Annotated in this window: 16 protein-coding genes and 1 tRNA gene; 11 read left to right on the top strand and 6 right to left on the bottom strand. The window is 71.1% G+C overall.

What is annotated here, in order from left to right:
* The first annotated feature begins 117 nt into the window (after positions 1-117).
* On the top strand, positions 118-1,323 hold the full coding sequence (locus ACLBYG_RS13210) for a serine hydrolase (RefSeq protein ID WP_132367632.1): 1,206 nt from the start codon (positions 118-120) through the stop codon (positions 1,321-1,323).
* Positions 1,324-1,347: 24 nt separating this feature from the next.
* On the opposite strand, the gene ACLBYG_RS13205 is transcribed toward ACLBYG_RS13210, so the two are convergent.
* The 5 genes from ACLBYG_RS13205 to ACLBYG_RS13185 form a co-directional block, all read right to left on the bottom strand.
* Positions 1,348-2,631, bottom strand: coding sequence for an amidase (locus ACLBYG_RS13205; protein ID WP_020093246.1), 1,284 nt, complete (start codon positions 2,629-2,631; stop codon positions 1,348-1,350).
* A 61-nt stretch (positions 2,632-2,692) separates the two neighbouring features.
* On the bottom strand, positions 2,693-3,472 hold the full coding sequence (locus ACLBYG_RS13200; RefSeq protein WP_020093245.1) for an SDR family oxidoreductase: 780 nt from the start codon (positions 3,470-3,472) through the stop codon (positions 2,693-2,695).
* 173 nt (positions 3,473-3,645) lie between these two features.
* Positions 3,646-3,783 (bottom strand): hypothetical protein, encoded by a 138-nt coding sequence (locus ACLBYG_RS13195; protein WP_020093244.1) that lies wholly within the window; start codon positions 3,781-3,783, stop codon positions 3,646-3,648.
* 247 nt (positions 3,784-4,030) lie between these two features.
* A complete protein-coding gene (locus ACLBYG_RS13190; RefSeq protein ID WP_056523291.1) occupies positions 4,031-4,528 on the bottom strand; it encodes a hypothetical protein in 498 nt (165 codons plus the stop codon).
* Positions 4,525-5,028 carry a hypothetical protein gene (locus ACLBYG_RS13185; RefSeq protein WP_020093242.1) on the bottom strand — a complete coding sequence of 168 codons (504 nt, stop codon included), beginning with the start codon at positions 5,026-5,028 and terminating at the stop codon, positions 4,525-4,527. The genes ACLBYG_RS13190 and ACLBYG_RS13185 overlap by 4 nt, the downstream gene beginning before the upstream one ends.
* Before the next feature lie 297 nt (positions 5,029-5,325).
* Here ACLBYG_RS13185 and ACLBYG_RS13180 point away from each other — a divergent pair, with 297 nt between their 5' ends.
* Together ACLBYG_RS13180 and ACLBYG_RS13175 are read left to right on the top strand one after the other, a co-directional pair.
* The gene (locus ACLBYG_RS13180; protein WP_020093241.1) at positions 5,326-5,655 is read left to right on the top strand and encodes a hypothetical protein; all 330 of its coding nucleotides are present in this window, start codon (positions 5,326-5,328) and stop codon (positions 5,653-5,655) included.
* Positions 5,656-5,694: 39 nt separating this feature from the next.
* Positions 5,695-5,913, top strand: a complete 219-nt coding sequence (locus ACLBYG_RS13175) for a hypothetical protein (RefSeq protein WP_447681743.1) — start codon at positions 5,695-5,697, stop codon at positions 5,911-5,913.
* A gap of 217 nt (positions 5,914-6,130) precedes the next feature.
* Here ACLBYG_RS13175 and ACLBYG_RS13170 read toward each other — a convergent pair.
* Positions 6,131-6,205, bottom strand: a tRNA-Val gene (locus tag ACLBYG_RS13170).
* A 476-nt stretch (positions 6,206-6,681) separates the two neighbouring features.
* Between ACLBYG_RS13170 and ACLBYG_RS13165 the strand changes: the two genes are divergently transcribed.
* The 8 genes from ACLBYG_RS13165 (at position 6,682) to ACLBYG_RS13130 (ending at position 16,682) form a co-directional block, all read left to right on the top strand.
* Complete coding sequence (locus tag ACLBYG_RS13165) at positions 6,682-7,725, top strand: hypothetical protein (RefSeq protein ID WP_447681742.1); 1,044 nt, start codon at positions 6,682-6,684, stop codon at positions 7,723-7,725.
* A complete protein-coding gene (locus ACLBYG_RS13160) occupies positions 7,725-9,911 on the top strand; it encodes a glycosyltransferase family 2 protein (RefSeq protein ID WP_447681741.1) in 2,187 nt (728 codons plus the stop codon). Before ACLBYG_RS13165 ends, ACLBYG_RS13160 begins: the two co-directional genes overlap by 1 nt.
* Before the next feature lie 168 nt (positions 9,912-10,079).
* Positions 10,080-11,411: an MFS transporter gene (locus ACLBYG_RS13155; RefSeq protein ID WP_020093237.1), complete on the top strand. Its 1,332-nt coding sequence runs from the start codon at positions 10,080-10,082 to the stop codon at positions 11,409-11,411.
* A 139-nt stretch (positions 11,412-11,550) separates the two neighbouring features.
* On the top strand, positions 11,551-12,783 hold the full coding sequence (gene cyoA / locus ACLBYG_RS13150; RefSeq protein ID WP_042670818.1) for a ubiquinol oxidase subunit II: 1,233 nt from the start codon (positions 11,551-11,553) through the stop codon (positions 12,781-12,783).
* 75 nt (positions 12,784-12,858) lie between these two features.
* Positions 12,859-14,859 (top strand): cytochrome o ubiquinol oxidase subunit I, encoded by a 2,001-nt coding sequence (cyoB, locus tag ACLBYG_RS13145; protein WP_447681740.1) that lies wholly within the window; start codon positions 12,859-12,861, stop codon positions 14,857-14,859.
* 4 nt (positions 14,860-14,863) lie between these two features.
* On the top strand, positions 14,864-15,496 hold the full coding sequence (gene cyoC / locus ACLBYG_RS13140) for a cytochrome o ubiquinol oxidase subunit III (RefSeq protein WP_020093234.1): 633 nt from the start codon (positions 14,864-14,866) through the stop codon (positions 15,494-15,496).
* Positions 15,493-15,888 carry a cytochrome o ubiquinol oxidase subunit IV gene (gene cyoD / locus ACLBYG_RS13135; protein ID WP_020093233.1) on the top strand — a complete coding sequence of 132 codons (396 nt, stop codon included), beginning with the start codon at positions 15,493-15,495 and terminating at the stop codon, positions 15,886-15,888. Before cyoC ends, cyoD begins: the two co-directional genes overlap by 4 nt.
* 74 nt (positions 15,889-15,962) lie before the next feature.
* Positions 15,963-16,682: an SURF1 family protein gene (locus ACLBYG_RS13130; RefSeq protein ID WP_091978267.1), complete on the top strand. Its 720-nt coding sequence runs from the start codon at positions 15,963-15,965 to the stop codon at positions 16,680-16,682.
* Positions 16,683-16,738 lie beyond the last annotated feature (56 nt).

Raw genomic sequence — 16,738 nt, 5'->3', positions numbered from 1 at the left:
CAACTACGCATCATCATTTATGAGCCGCGCGATTTCCGTTCTGTATTCAGTGTTCGTCAATGCATCCGTTCCAATCTGACGCACCCGGCGCGCCGGTGACGGATCGGGAGGAGGACCATGAACAGCACGGATCGTCGGGCCGGCGGACGGTCTCGACCCATCGTGACGGCCGGCCTCGCCGCCCTCGTCCTCGCGCTCGCCGCCGGTCCCGGCGGCGCGCAGGACGGCTTCGGTGAGGGGGCCGGGCGCCCGGCCGACCTCGCGGCCGGCGCGGAGGTGGACGCGCTGCGGCCGGTCGTCGAGCGCTTGGCCGGCGCCTGGGTCGCGCGCGGGGCGATCCCGGGCCTGATCGTGGGCGTGAGCCACCGGGGGCGGCGCAGCTACTTCGGGTTCAACGGGGCCGGCGGCGCGCCCTACCGGTCCGACACGATCGTGGAGATCGGCTCGATCACCAAGGTGTTCACGACCGCACTGTTCGCCGAGGCCGTCGATGCGGGCCGCCTGCGTCCCGACACGCCGCTGCAGGAGCTGTTGCCGAACCTGCGGCTCCGGCCCTGCACGGCCCAGATCACGCCGCTGCAGCTCGCCGACTTCACCTCGGGGATGCCGACGCTGCCGGGCGACCTGCCGCGTGCCCTGGCGGAGCGCAGCGTCCGGACCTACCCGCCGGAAGCGTTCCTGGCCTGGGTGTCGCGCTGGAGCCCGGAGGGATCCGAGGCGGGCGGCTGCGCCCTGCCCGCCCCCTACCGGTACTCGAATGCCGGCATCGGCCTGCTCGGCTACGTTCTCTCCGAACGTCTCGGCGCGCCGTGGGAGAGCCTCTTGCACGAGCGGATCACCGGGCCGCTCGGGATGACCAGCACGGCGGTCACCGTGAAGCCGGCCGACCGCGCGCGTCTCGCGCAGGGCTACGGGATGGAGGGCCAGCCGGTCATGCCCTGGCCGGTCTTCGCGTGGTACGCCGCGGGAGCGCTCCGCTCGACCGCCACCGACATGCTCGCCTTCGGCGAGGCGGCGCTCGGGCACGAGGCGGTGAACGGCGCGCCCGTGCCGCCAGCGCTCACCCGGGCGCTGCGCGAGGCGATGACGCCGCTCTACCAGCCGGAGGGACAGACCTTCCGGCAGGGCATGGCCTGGATCGAGGAGATCGGCGACCCGGACGCGGGCCAGCGGCCGGTCTTCCTGAAGGTCGGGGGGACCGACGGCTTCAACAGCGTGGTCGTCGTCAATCCGGGCAAGGATCTCGTCGTCTTCGTGGCCGGCGGCCAGCCGAAGATCGGCGCGGAGCGCCTCGGCGTGGCACTGTCCCGCCAGATCCGCTGAGCGGGCCCGGGCCACGCGGGGCGCTCACCCCGCCAGCGCGGCCTCGATCCCGGCCCCGATCGCCAGGAGCCGGCGGTCCTGTCCGTGCCGGGCCAGCAGCATCAGGCCCGCCGGCCGGGGCAGGCCCGGCATCGGCAGGGACAGGCCGGTGAGATCGAAGAAGTTGCCGAAGGCGGTGTTGCGCAGCATCAGGCGATTGGCCGCCAGGAAGGCCGCGTCGTCCGCCGCCAGCGGGGCGGTGAGCGGCGCCGTCGCGGCGGTCGCCGGGAGCGCCAGCACGTCGAGCGGGGCGAGGTGCCGGTCGAAGGCGGCGATCAGCGCGGCCCGCCGGCGCATCGTCCGGATGTAGCCCGCGGCCGTCGCATTCCGGCCGGCCACGATGCGGCGATGCACCCGCGGGTCGTAGCGGCCGGCCGCGCTGTCCAGCCAGTCGGCGTGGATCGCCGCGGCCTCGATCGCCGCGAGGGAGCCGTCCGGGAGCGCCGCGTCCATGGCGGCGAGGTGGTCGTCGATCGGGTGATCGGCGATCCGGGCGCCGGCCCGGGACAGGCGGGACAGCACCCGCTCGAAGGCCTCGGCGACCGGCGCCTCCGTCTCGGTGAACAGCAGGCCCCGCGGCACGCCGATGCGCAGGCCGGCGACGGCGAGCGCCTCCAGCGGTGCGGGCTCCTCGCCCGCCATCACGGCGTCGGCGGCCGCGCAATCCGCGACCGTCCGGGCGAGCGGCCCCAGGGAATCGAGGGCGTAGGACAGCGGGAACGCCCCCTCCAGCGGCACGCGGCTTGCGGTCGGCTTGAAGCCGACGACGCCGTTCAGCGAGGCCGGGATCCGAACGGAGCCGCCCGTGTCGGACCCGATCGCGATGTCGCTCGTCCCCTGCCCCACCGAGACCCCGGCGCCGGAGGACGAGCCCCCCGGGATGCGCGCCGGATCGGCGGCGTTGCCGGGGGTGCCGTAATGCGGGTTGAGGCCGAGCCCCGAGAAGGCGAACTCGGACATGTTGGTCTTGCCCAGGATCACCGCGCCGGCGCGGCGCAGGCGGGCGACCACCGGGGCGTCGGACCGCGCCGGCGCCGCGTCGGCCAAGAGGACCGAGCCGGCGCGCGTCGTCTCGCCCGCCACGTCGAACAGGTCCTTGATCGAGACCATCGCGCCGTCGAGGGGGCCGAGGGAGATCCCGTCCCGGCGGCGCGCATCGGCGGCGTCCGCCGCCGCGCGGGCCTGCTCCGGGTAGAGGCGGGTGAAGACCGCCGGGTCCCCCGCGGCGATCCGGGCCAGCCGGGCCTCGAGGGTCTCGCGTACGCTCATGGTCCTCACCGCATGATCTGATCCGGCCCTGCAAGCGGAGGGCCGGTCGGGCCGGTCCGCGTCAGAACGTGCCGGGATAGGCGCCGCCATCCATCAGCAGGTTCTGCCCGGTGATGAAGCCCGCCTGCTGGCTGCACAGGAACGCGCAGGCGGCGCCGAACTCGTCGGGGTGGCCGAAGCGGCCGGCGGGGTTGTCGCGGGCCCGCGCCTCCAGGAACGCCTCCACGGAGGTGCCGGCCTTGGCGGCCCCCGCGGCGGCGTTGCCGCGGATCCGGTCGGTGTCGAAGGGGCCGGGCAGCAGGTTGTTGATCGTCACGCCGTGCCGCACGGTCTTGCGCGCCAGGCCGGCCACGAAGCCCGTCAGCCCCGAGCGGGCGCCGTTCGACAGGCCGAGATGCTCGATCGGCGCCTTCACGGCGCCGGAGGTGATGTTGACGATCCGGCCGAACCCGCGGTCGATCATCCCGTCGACCGTCGCCTTGATGAGCGCGATCGGCGCCAGCATGTTGGCGTCGAGCGCCCGGATCCAGGCGTCGCGGTCCCACTCGCGGAAATCGCCGGGGGGCGGGCCGCCGGCATTGTTGACCAGGATGTCGGGCTCGGGGCAGGCGGCGAGCGCGGCGGCCCGGCCGGCCTCGGTGGCGATGTCGCCCGCGACGGCGGTGACGGTGACGCCCGTCGCGGCGCGGATCTCGTCCGCGGTCCGCTCCAGCGTCTCCGCGGTGCGGGCCGTGATCGTCACCGCGACGCCCTCCCGGGCGAGCGCCAGGGCGCAGCCCTTGCCCAGTCCCTTGCTCGCCGCGCAGACGAGCGCCCGGCGTCCGCTCAAGCCGAGATCCATGGGAAGCCTCCGTGAGCCGGCCCTCGCCGCGAGGGCGTCCGGCGCGTCATAGCGCGCCGGGTGCCGTCCCCGGAAGCGGCCCGGGACGGGGCGCGGGGCCTCTCGGGGTCTCTCCGCCTCCGGAGGGCCGGTTCGGCGGCGGGCGCCTCACGGCCGGAACCGGGATCCGGCGCTCACCACGTGCGCAGGTCGCGGGCGCCGGGCACGTCCGGACGCTCCTCCCGCTCCGGAGCGACGAAGCCCGCCCACAGCAGGGCCACCGCCCCGGTGAGGAGCGGAAGGGACGTGCTGAGGACGAGGCTGAGGGTCACGGCGATCCTGCCAGGCGGACGGTGTCGAGGCGACGAGATCAGAATTCCATATCCTGAGAATTGTTTTCGACGACTTAAGGCGAGTGCTCGTAATTGCGGGACCCCGGAGGAGATCTGCGCGGCCGGCCCGCGTCGCGGCGGCCATCGCGCGTCATGGTGGCGTCGGACGCTCGGCCGAGGCCGACGCATCGCGGGTCCGCGCGATCCCGGCCGGATGTCCGGGTGACCGGGGCCGGTGCGCGCCGGCTCAGGGCTGATCCGCCGCTCCGGACAGGGCGCCGAACTCGTTGACCATGCACTCGTGCATCCGGCGCAGCCACGCCCGCGCCTCGGCCCGCTGGGCCTCCGCCCGTTCGGCCCGCTCGTCCGACGCACGGGCCTGCGCCTCGGCCCGCTCGGCCCGGGCGAGCGCCGCCTGCAGGAGCGCCTCGGCGTGGCGGGCCCGCTCCTCGGCCGCGCGGAGCGCCGTCTCGGCCGCCCGCACGGAACTCTGAGCCTCCCGGACGGAGTCGCGGGCGCTCGCCTGCAGGGCGCGGACCCGCGCCGCGGCGCCGCGCACGGCGGTCAGGGAGGTCGACCAGTCGTCCTCGGCCGCCGGGGAGGCGGGCGCGGGGGATGCGGCCGCGGCGCCGGAGAACAGCGCCACGACCCGGTCGATCGGGTCGGCGTGGCCGTCGCGCGGCAGGGCCGGGTCGGACAGGGGATGGGGCGCCGTCGGCTCGGCCCACGCGCGGGCGGCACTCATGCCGCGGCCTGCTCGGTGAGGTCCGAGAACTCGGACAGGATCGCCTGTTGGACACGGTCCAGCCAGTCCTCGGCCTGCCGGGCCCGATCCTCGGCGGCGCGGGCGCGGGCCTCCGCCGCCTTGGCGCGCTCCTCGGCGGCGACGACCTGCGCCTCGGCGCGCAGCTGGGCCTCGCGCGCCTGCATCTCGGCCATCCGGGCGCGCTCGTTGGAGGCGTGGACCTCCTCGCGGACCTGATCCAGCACCTGCTCGATCCGCGCCTCCCGCTCGCGCGCCTGGGCCTCGATCACGCGCGCTTGGCGGGCGGCGGTCTGCACCCGGTGGATCAGCGCGTCCCAGTCCCGCGGCGCGGCCGGCGGTGTCGGGGACTCGGCCCGCGCGTGCAGCGACGCGACGGCGCGCAGGACATTGCCGAGGTCGGGTTCGGACGCGGCGCCGCGCTTGGCCTTGTCCGCGGGCCGGAACCGAGGATCGCTCAGAAGCCTCTGCAGCTCGCTCACGGATCCCCTGCTCCCTGTGTACGCGATTCTGATCCGACTAAGCTGTTTAGAATGGTTAACGAAGGATTAAACGACGGGCGATCAGGTATTGGACAATTAATGACGGCGGCCGATCCGCGCGCGGCGGCCACGGCAGGGCGGGCCTCGCGCCGGGCCCCGGATCGCCGGATCGAAGCCGGCGGCAGGATTGCCGGCGCGCTCGCCGGATGTGCTGTTTGATACGGAATTCGCGCCCGGAATGACCGCGTATTCAGCTCATCGGTACGGGCTGAAATGGTTGTTCTGCAGGAGATCGCGATGGCCGGGAACCGCATGGAAGAGGCCTGGAGGCCGGCCTTCAAGACCGGACAGATCTTCTTCGGGCACCCGCAGGAATGCTGTGACTGCCTGATCTGGGAGCTCAGGACATCCGGGGCGCGGATCGAGGTCCAGCCGGAGGCGGTGCCACCGCAGGCCGTCCGGCTCGTCTCGATCGCCCTGCTGCTGAACCAGGCCTGCGAGGTCGTCGCGCGCGAGGGCCGGACGATCGAGCTGAGGTTCTCCCCCCGTCCGGAGCCCGCGGGCGGTGCGCCCGACGCGACGCGGCCCGTGCTCGGCCGCACGCTGTTCCCGCCGCACCGGCCATAAGTCTCCCGCATCACCGCGAAGCACCCGAGGAGGTGCGTCATGACCGCTCCGCAAGTCATCGCAACGATCTTCTTCCTGGTCTCGGTCGGTTCGGCGACGACGCTGGCCCTCATGGCGGCGGCCTCGGCCGTGCTGGACGCGGTCGCGAAGACCTGCGACCGCGCGCGGCCGGACGCGGGACGGGGCCGCTCGCGCCGTGTCACGGAGGCCGCCTGTCGGCTGCGCCGCGCGGCCCTCGCCCGCGCCGCGATCCCGTAGGATCCCGGTCCCGCCGCCGGGTCGGGCATCGGTTCTGCTCGAGCCTCGCCGTCTCGCCACGCGAGAGGAGGCACGAGCGACGCCGTGAGGGAGGAGCGGGCAGGCGCGATGCCGGAGGCCGCGACGGGTTCGGAGAACCCCTCTCGGTGGGCGATCCTGCCGTGACGTCAGTCTGGGGCGTTCAATCTGGAGACGGGCCGGGAGTCACGGCGTCGAATGGTGGAGACGACAGGGATCGAACCTGTGACCTTTCCCATGTCAAGGGAATGCACTACCGCTGTGCTACGTCTCCGTATCGACCGCGATCAGGTTCGACGAACCTGCAAGCCATCGAAATAGTCCAGACTGCTCAGTAACTTATGAGAGTGCCGACTACCGTGTCAAGGTAGTGCTCTCCCGCCGAGCTGCGCGTCCGGGCCGGCGCCGTTCGGGCTCCGGTGGGCGGGGCCTATAGCGGCTGCCCGGCGAGGGCGCAAGCGGAACCTGCGTGACCAGGCCGATCGATCGTGTCCCTCAATGGTCCGGCCGCGGCGCGCGCCGACCCGATCGCCCCGCGCCGCGCGCGGATAGCGCATTCTGCGTCAATGGCTTAGAGACGGGGAGAACGAGCCGGCGGGGGCAACCCGCCGGGATCCGTCTCCGGGCCGAACGCGCCATGGTGCACGCCGACGGGAAAATGCGCTATGGCCCTGCCGCTCGGCATCCGGCCGCGCCGCGACACATGGCGGACACTCGGCGCCGGCATGCCGCCGCCTCACGCTTCAGGACATGCGCTACTTCATCGACCACGATCAGGGCGACTCGATCCGCGGCTGGATCGTGCCGGACAATCCCCTCGCCATCAGCCGGGTCGTGGTCGCGATCGACGGCCGACGCGTGGCCGAGGTCCCGGCCAGCGTCATCGACGAGGCGTTCAAGCGCAACGGCTGGCACGCCACCGGGCAATGCACCTTCGTGGTCAGCGAGGCCGAGGTGCCGGGCCTGTCCGAGATCCCGCGGCTCGAACTCTACGATGCCGACACCAACGTGCTGGTCTACCGCCGCATGCCGGTCGAGGGTCAGATCCGGCTGCGGACCATGCTGATCAACACCGGCATCGAGCCCGAGACCGTCCTCCAGACGGCGCTCTTCCCGTATTTCCAGCACTGCTACTTCGGCATCCACAAGCTGCCGGACGAGATCCTGAGCTGCGTCCTGGCCGGCCCGGCCGCCCCGTCGGCCTTCCTGTCGGGCGCCGTGACCATCCCGCGCTACGAGAACTTCATGACGCCGGACCTGATGGTCACGGCCATCCTGCTCCAGGAACCGCAGATCGAGATGGCGGCCCGGATGCGCTGGCTGAAGGCCCGGGCCGCGGATGCGGCCGATCCGGCGCGCAGCTGGCGCCTGGGGCCGCTGGCCGAGGCCGCCGCCTTCGCGGACGGGTACGACTTCTCCGACGTGAAGAGCCTCAAGCGCTTCTTCCGGATGCTGCCCGAGCCCGCCTACCGGCTGCTCTACAACCCCCTGACCCGCCAGCTCGGGACCCGCATGCCGGACGACCGGCTGCATCCGGGCAACTCGATCGCGGCGATCGAGATTCTCGCCCGGGTCGGGATCGTCGGCCACAAGACCCGGTTCCCCGCCTTCGCGTCGACGCTGTTCGACCGCCTCGGGATCGGCGCGCCGATCCCGGCGCTGCCGCCGGTGCCGGCCGAGACGCTGGCGCTGGCCGAGCGCCTGAAGAGCGTCAAGGCGGTCGAGGACATGATCGTGTTCGACGTGGCCATGTCGGATGCCGTGAAGGCCTCGGTCGACAAGAGCTGGAGTTGATGGTGCGTTCGACCGGGCCGGCGGTGCCCGAATTCCGCCTCCCGACGGCGCAGGTCACGGGACTCTGGGGCAAGCGGCGCGCCCTCCCGGCGCGGGCGGGCTCCGACGGGTTGCGCGTCGCGCTGCCGGATCTCGCGGGCCGCTGGGTCGAGATCATCCTGTCCAACGACCCGGCCGAGGCCCGCGACACCCTCCCCGACATCAGCTTCGTCGGTCCCGACGGACGGGCGGGCACGCTGCTGCCGCAGGAGGCCCGGGGCGGCGGCGCCTTCGCGTGGATCGGCTGCCTGCCCGAGGACGTCGTCGAGCTGCGCGTCGCCGACCCGGCCGGGCGCGTCCCGGTCCGGCTGCGCCGGATCGCCGTGCGCCGCCTCGCCCGGCCGGTCCTGGCCGCCCGCGGGCTCCTGCGCGATCCCGGCCTGACCGTGCAGGCCTTCACCTGGCGGATCCTCGGCAAGAAGGTGCGCGCGCGGGGCTTCCTCGGCCGGGCGCTGCGCCACCGGCGCGTGAGCGGCTACGAGGCCTGGCTCGGGACCCACACCCTGCGCCGCGCGGAGCGGGACGGGATCGCCGCCGAGATCGCCGCCTGGACCGATCCGCCCCTGATCTCCGTGCTGATGCCGGTCCACGATCCGGACCCGAAGGTGCTGCGCGCCGCCCTGGCCTCGCTGCGGGCGCAGCTCTACCCCCACTGGGAGCTGTGCGCCGTCGACGACGCCTCCACGCGCCCCGAGATCCCGCGGATCCTGAGCCGGGCGGCCGAGGCCGACCCGCGCATCCGCGTCCTCGCCCGGACGGAGAACGGCCACATCGCCCGGGCGACCAACGACGCGCTGGGCATGGCCCGGGGCGCGGTCTGCGCCTTCATGGACCACGACGACGCGCTCACCGAGGACGCCCTCTACGAGGTCGCCCGGGCGCTGCGCCGCGACCCGGGCCTCGTGCTGATCTACAGCGACGAGGACAAGATCGACGGGCGCGGCCGGCGATTCGACCCGCACTTCAAGTCCTGCTTCGACCGCGAGCTGCTCTACGCCCAGAACTACATCAACCACCTCACGGTCGTGCGCACCGAGGCGCTGCGCGCCGTCGGCGGCCTGCGCCCCGGCTTCGAGGGCAGTCAGGACCACGACCTGCTGCTGCGGCTGACCGACGGGCTCGACCCCGCCCGCATCCGCCACATCCCGCGGGTGCTCTATCACTGGCGCGCCGCCCAAGGGTCCGGCACCTTCTCGGACCGGGCGCTCGCCCGGGCGGAGGCCGCGCGCCTGCGCGCCCTGGAGGAGGTGGTGGCGCCCTGGGGCGGCCGCGCGGAGCGCGGTCCCGGCGGCTTCAACCGCCTGGTCCGGCCGCTGCCGGCGTCGCCGCCGCGGGTCTCCGCGATCATCCCGACCCGCGACCGGGCCGAGATCCTGTCGGTGACCCTCGACGGGCTGCTCGGCGCGACCGACTACCCCGACATCGAGGTGATCATCGTCGACAACGACAGCCGCGAGCCCGAGACCGCCGCCCTGTTCGCCCGCTACCGGGACGATCCGCGGGTGCGCGTCGTGCCGGTGCCGGGGGCGTTCAATTTCTCGGATCTGTCGAATCGCGGCGCCGCCGCGGCCACCGGCGCGGTGCTCCTGTTCCTCAACAACGACATCGAGGTGCTCGAGCCCGGCTGGCTGGCCGAGCTGGTCCGCCACGCCGTGCGGCCGGAGATCGGGGCCGTCGGGGCCAAGCTCCTCTACCCGGACCACACGATCCAGCACGGCGGCATCGTCCTCGGGATCGGGGGCGTGGCCGGCCACAGCCATCTCGGCGTCGCGGACGCGGATCCGGGCTATTTCTGCCGCATGGTCATCGCCCACGAGGTCTCGGCGGTCACCGGCGCGTGCCTGGCCATGCGGGCGGACGTGTTCGCGGAGGTCGGCGGCTTCGACGCGCAGGCCCTGAAGGTCGCCTTCAACGACGTCGACCTCTGCCTGAAGATCGGCCGGGCCGGCTACCGGATCGTCTGGACGCCCTTCGCGAAATTGATTCATCACGAGTCGAAGAGCCGCGGGGCCGAGGACACGCCGGAGAAGCAGAAGCGCTTCGAGGGCGAGGTGCTGACCATGCTCGACCGCTGGGGCCCGGAGCTGCGTGCCGACCCCTATTACAACATCAACCTGTCACGGAATTCCGCCCATTACCGCGTGTGAGCGGTCCTCGCCCCGTGGCGACACCGGTGGTCGCGACCGCGCGGTGCTATGCATGCGTCAGTGGGTAAACTTGCGTCCGGAGCCGGTTGCGGTACCTCTGGACATGCCGCAAGAGGCAGTTCCGGCCAAGGCGTCCCCACGGGCGCGCGGCGAGGGCGACAATCAGAGATGAGTGCGAACACCCCTACGGTCGCGGGCCTGGAGCGCGACGCCCAGCAGGCGATGGGAGACCACAAGGTCCATCCCAACGAGATCGCCATCGGCGTGGTGATCGGACGCGCGTCCGAATACTTCGACTTCTTCGTGTTCGGCATCGCCTGCGTGCTGGTCTTCCCGAAGGTGTATTTCCCCTTCGTCGACCCGCTGAAGGGCACCCTCTACGCCTTCTCGATCTTCGCCCTCGCCTTCATCGCCCGGCCGCTCGGCACCGTGCTGTTCATGGCGATCGACCGGCGCCACGGCCGCAGCGTCAAGCTGACCACGGCCCTGTTCCTGCTCGGCGGGTCGACGGCGGCGGTGAGCTTCCTGCCGCGCTATGACAGCATCGGCATCTCGGCGGTCTACATCCTGGCCGGCCTGCGGATCCTGCAGGGCCTCGCCCTCGGCGGCGCCTGGGACGGCCTCGCCTCGCTGCTCGCCATGAACGCCCCGCGGGAGCGCCGCGGCTGGTACGCGATGATCCCGCAGCTCGGCGCGCCTTTGGGCTTCATGGTGGCGAGCGCCCTGTTCGCGTTCTTCATCGTCAATCTCGACGAGGCCGATTTCATCGACTGGGGCTGGCGCTTCCCGTTCTACTGCGCCTTCACCATCAACGTGGTCGCGCTGTTCGCCCGGCTGCGCCTCGTCGCCACCGACGAGTTCGCCCGGATGATGGACCTCGACCGGCTGCGCCCGGTCCCGGCCCTGGAGCTGTTCCGCCACCACGCCGGCGACGTGGTCCGCGGCGCCTTCGTGCCGCTCGCCGCCTTCGCGCTGTTCCACCTCGTGACGATCTTCCCGATCGCGTGGCTCGCGCTGAACAGCACGACCCGCTCGCCGGGCGAGTTCCTGATCGTGCAGTTCTCCGGCGCGATCGTGTGCGCCGGCGCGGTGGCGGCCTCGGGGCTGATCGCCGACCAGATCGGCCGCCGCAACTGCCTGATCATGAGCAGCTCGCTGATCGGCTTCTTCGCCGTCGGCAGCATCATCGCGCCGCTCCTGTTCGGCGAGAGCGCCATCGGCCAGACCATCTACGTCACGATCGGCTTCATGCTGCTCGGCCTCGCCTACGGCCAGACCGCGGGAGCGGTGAGCGCCCGCCTTGGCAACCGCTACCGCTACACCGGCGCGGCGCTGACCTCCGACTTCGCGTGGCTGATCGGGGCCGGTTTCGCGCCCCTGGTGGCCCTGTTCCTGTCGCAGCGCTACGGCCTGGCGATGATCGGCGTCTACCTCCTCTCCGGCGCGGTCTGCAGCCTCGTGGCCCTGTTCACCGACCGGTCGGAACTGCGCCAGATGTGAGTCGGCGGCCGGCGGCGCAGGCCGCCCGGCCCGCCCGTGAGCTGACTGGAACGCCGCCTCGCGCGGTACGGCAGAAGCGCCGCGGCAGCGGCATGGCAGAAGTGCCGCGGCAGCGGCCTGGGATGACGAGACGCGTGCTGTGACATCCACGATCCATCGACCGGACAGGACCGACACCGCGACCCGCCGAGGCGGTCGCGCTCGGCGCCTCCTGCCGCTCCTCGCCCTGCCGCTCCTGACCCTGCTCGGCGGCTGCAACTTCGTGGTCCTGCACCCGGCCGGCTACGTCGCCGAGCAGCAGCGCAACCTCGTGCTGGCGGCGACCGGGCTGATGCTCTTGATCATCGTCCCGGTGATCGCCTTCACGCTGATCTTCGCGTGGCGCTACCGCGCCAGCAACCAGGACGCGGTCTACGATCCCGAATGGCACCACTCGACGCAGCTCGAGGTGCTGATCTGGACGGCGCCGCTGATGATCATCATCGCCCTGGGCGCCCTCACGTGGATCGGGACCCACACCCTCGATCCGTTCCGGCCGCTCAGCAAGATCGACCCGAAGCGCGACGTCCCGGCCGGGACGGTGCCGCTCGAGGTCGAGGCCGTGGCCATGGATTGGAAGTGGCTGTTCCTCTACCCGCAATACGGGATCGCCACGGTCAACGAGCTGGCCGCGCCGGTGGACCGGCCGATCCGGTTCAAGATCACCGCCACCGACGTGATGAACACGTTCTACGTGCCCACGCTGGCCGGCATGGTCTACGCGATGCCGGGCATGCAGACCCAGCTCCACGCGGTGATCAACCGCGAGGGCGCCTACGAGGGCCGCTCGGCGCATTACAGCGGCGCCGGCTTCTCCAACATGTTCTTCAAGTTCCATGGCCTGACCACCGACAAGTTCGACCAGTGGATCGCCAAGGCCAAGGCCGAGGGCGGCGAGCTGACCCAGGAGGCCTACCTGAAGCTGGAGGAGCCGAGCGAGGCCGAGCCGGCGCGGTTCTACAAGTCCTACATGAAGGGCCTGTACGACCGGATCATCGGCATGTGCCCCCGGCCCGACCAGATGTGCGTCGGCGAGATGGCGAAGATCGACGCGCAGGGCGGCGCCACCGGCGCGGAGGCCGCGGAGAATTACGCGCGTCTCCGGTACGATAACCGGCTCGCCGAGCGCGGCGTCGAGGGGCCGGGCGCGACGGCGCCGGCCTCCGGAACGGCGCCGCACGGCCAGACGCAGCCACAGGGCATGCAGCCGCGACCCGACATGGGCAACCCGGACGTCCGGGGCCAGACGACGCCGCCCGACGCCACGGGCCAGGGCTCCGGCGGGGGTCGGAGCGGGGGCATCCAGATCGCCCCGAAGCAGCTGAACCAGTGAGGCCGCGCGTGCTGACAGCGGACTCCACACACACAACCGGCGGTCGCCGTCGAACCCACTGAACGGGCCGATCCCATGTTCGCAAACCTGGACCTACAGCAGCTGCTCGTCGGGCGATTCACGATCGAGCAGATCCCCTATCACGAGCCGATCCTGCAGGGGACGTTCGCCGGCGTGGCCGTCGTCGGCCTCACCGTGCTCGGCGTCATCACCTACTACCGCTTCTGGGGGCCGATGTGGCGTGACTGGATCACGTCGATCGACCACAAGAAGATCGGCATCATGTACTGCATCTTCGCGGGCATCATGCTGCTGCGCGGCTTCGCCGACGCGATCCTGATGCGCTCGCAGCAGGCGGTCGCGTTCGGCGACCAGCAGGGCTTCCTGCCGCCGCACCACTACGACCAGATCTTCACCGCCCACGGCATGATCATGATCTTCTTCGTGGCGATGCCGTTCGTCACGGGGCTCATGAACTTCGCCGTGCCGCTGCAGATCGGCGCCCGCGACGTCGCCTTCCCGTTCCTGAACAATTTCAGTTTCTGGATGACGGTCGCCGGCGGCATGCTGGTGATGGTCTCGCTCTTCGTCGGCGAGTTCTCCCGCGCCACCTGGCTGGCCTACCCGCCCCTCTCGGGGGCGGCGATGAGTCCCGGCGTCGGCGTCGACTACTACATCTGGGCCCTGCAGATCGCCGGCATCGGGACGCTGCTCTCAGGGATCAACCTGATCGCCACCATCGTGAAGATGCGGGCGCCCGGCATGACCATGATGAAGCTGCCGATCTTCGTCTGGTCGTCGCTGTGCACCAACATCCTGATCGTGGCCGCCTTCCCGATCCTCACGGCCGTTCTCGCGATGCTGTCGCTCGACCGCTACGTCGGCACGCACTTCTTCACGAACGACCTCGGCGGCAACGCCATGCTGTACTTCAACCTGATCTGGATCTGGGGTCACCCGGAGGTCTACATCCTGATCCTGCCGGCGTTCGGCGTGTTCTCGGAGATCACCTCGACCTTCTGCGGCAAGCGCCTGTTCGGCTACACCTCGATGGTCTACGCGCTGGTGGTGATCACCATCCTCGCCTACCTCGTGTGGCTGCACCACTTCTTCACGATGGGCTCGGGCGCGGACGTGAACTCGTTCTTCGGGATCACGACCATGATCATCTCGATCCCGACGGGCGCGAAGATCTTCAACTGGATGTTCACGATGTACCGTGGCCGGATCCGGTTCGAGGTGCCGATGCTGTGGGTGGTGGCGTTCATCGTCACCTTCGTGATCGGCGGCATGACCGGCGTCCTGCTCGCTGTGCCCCCGGCGGACTTCGTCCTGCACAACTCGCTGTTCCTGATCGCGCACTTCCACAACGTGATCATCGGCGGCGTGCTGTTCGGCATGTTCGCCGGCGTGACCTTCTGGTTCCCCAAGGCCTTCGGCTTCAAGCTCGACGAGTTCTGGGGGAAGATGGCCCTCGTGTTCTGGGTGACTGGGTTCTACGTCGCCTTCATGCCGCTCTACGTGCTCGGCCTGATGGGCGTGACCCGGCGCATGCAGCACTTCGACGACCCGTCGCTGCAGATCTGGTTCGTGATCGCGGCCATCGGCGCGGCGCTCATCGCCTGCGGCATCGCCTCGCAGATCATCATGTTCGTGGTCTCGATCCGGAACCGCGACAAGCTGCGCGACCTCAGCGGCGACCCGTGGGGCGGCCGGACGCTGGAATGGTCCACCTCCTCGCCGCCGCCGGAATACAACTTCGCCTTCACGCCGGTGGTCCACGATTCCGACGCGTGGTGGGACATGAAGAACCGCGGCTTCGACCGCCCGCTCAAGGGCTACCGGCCGATCCACATGCCCAAGAACACCGCGGCCGGCGCGATCCTGGCGGCGCTGAACTTCACCTTCGGCATCGCCATGGTCTGGTACGTCTGGTGGCTGGCGATCCTCAGCTTCGTGGCGATCTTCGTCGTGGCGATCGCCCACACCTTTAATTACAATCGCGACTACTACATTCCCGCCGACGTCGTCAGTCGGACGGAAGGTCAGCGGACGCGCGAACTGGAGATGGCGTGATCCGATGATGCACGCGGAGACTGCACCCCCCGGCGCCGCGGCGCCGGTCTTCTACCAGACCGACGAGGAGGGCCATCATTCCGAGGGCTCGACCATGCTCGGGTTCTGGCTCTACCTGATGAGCGACTGCCTCATCTTCGCGACCCTGTTCGCGACCTACGGGGTGCTCGGGCGCAGCTACGCGGCCGGCCCCACCCCGAAGGAGCTGTTCGACCTGCCGGGCATCGCGGTGAACACCGCCATGCTGCTGTTCTCGTCCATCACCTACGGCTTCGCCATGCTGGAGATGGACCGGGACCGGGTGAAGCAGACCCAGATCTGGCTCGCCATCACCGGCCTGTTCGGCGTCGCCTTCGTGGCCCTGGAGATCCGCGAGTTCGTCCACCTGTTCCACGAGGGCGCGCCGCCCTGGCGCAGCGCGTTCCTGTCCTCGTTCTACACCCTGGTCGGGACGCACGGCCTGCACGTCTCGATGGGCATCCTGTGGCTCGTCGTGCTGATGGTGCAGGTCAGCAAGCGCGGCCTGATCGTCGAGAACAAGCGCCGGCTGATGTGCCTGTCGATGTTCTGGCACTTCCTCGACCTGATCTGGATCGGCGTCTTCACCGTCGTCTACCTGATGGGAGTGCTCGAATGAGCGCCGACGTTCACAACGCCGCCGCCGGGCACGGCCACCACGACGCCCACAGCGAGGGCGGGCACGGCACCTTCCAGAGCTACATGACGGGCTTCGTCCTGTCGGTGATCCTGACGGTGATCCCGTTCTGGCTGGTGATGGGCAACGTGCTCGACAACAGCCTCGTCACCACCCTGGTGATCCTGGCGCTCGGCGGCGTCCAGATGGTCGTGCACGTCATCTACTTCCTGCACATGAGCACGAAGTCGGAGGGCGGCTGGACCTTCATGGCACTGATCTTCACCATCACGCTGGTGGTGATCATGCTCGCCGGCTCGGTGTGGGTCATGTACCACCTCAACCACAACATGATGCCGATGGATGCCCACGACGTCATGAAGAACGCCCGCTGAGCGCGCGTTCGGTTTCGAGACCCGCGGGGTCGGGAGGGGGGTCCGATCCGGGCCCCTCCCCGGCCCCGCTCTCGTTGCTGCGGCGCGCCGTGTTCGGCGCCGGCGCGGGCCTCGTCTTCCTGGTGCTGCTGGGGCTCGGGACCTGGCAGGTGGAGCGGCGGGCCTGGAAGCTCGACCTGATCGCCCGGGTCGATGCCCGGGTCCACGCGCCGCCCGTGCCGGCACCCGGCGCCGCCGCGTGGCCGCGCGTCGGCCCCGACGACGCCTACCGGCACGTCCGGCTCTCCGGCACTTTCCTGCACGATCGCGAGACCCTGGTTCAGGCCGTCACCGAGCTGGGCGGCGGCTTCTGGGTGCTGACGCCCCTGCGGCGGCCGGACGGGACCGTCGTGCTGGTCAATCGCGGCTTCGTGCCCGGCGACCGTCGGGACCCGGCGACCCGGGCGGCCGGGCAGGTCGCGGGCGAGACCGCGGTGACCGGCCTCCTGCGGCTGACCGAGCCCGGAGGGGCGTTCCTGCGCGCCAACGATCCGAAGGACGGCCGCTGGTATTCCCGCGACGTGGCGGCGATCGCCGCCGCCCGGGACCTGACCGACGTCGCCCCCTACTTCGTGGACGCGGACGCGACACCCAATCCGGGCGGCCTGCCGGTGGGCGGCCTGACGGTGATCGCCTTCCCCAACAACCACCTCGTCTACGCGATCACGTGGTACGGGATGGCGCTGATGCTCGCCGGCGCCGTGATCTACCTGCTGCGGCGCGGCCCGGGGGACCGGGACGCCGAGGCCCGCTGAAGCCTGCTGGGGCGCCGGCGCCGCGCGGCCTCCGCGCGAGGCTTGACCGATAGGGG

The organism is Methylobacterium sp. D53M, from assembly GCF_053345625.1.
This window is presented reverse-complemented; position numbering and strand designations above follow the sequence as displayed.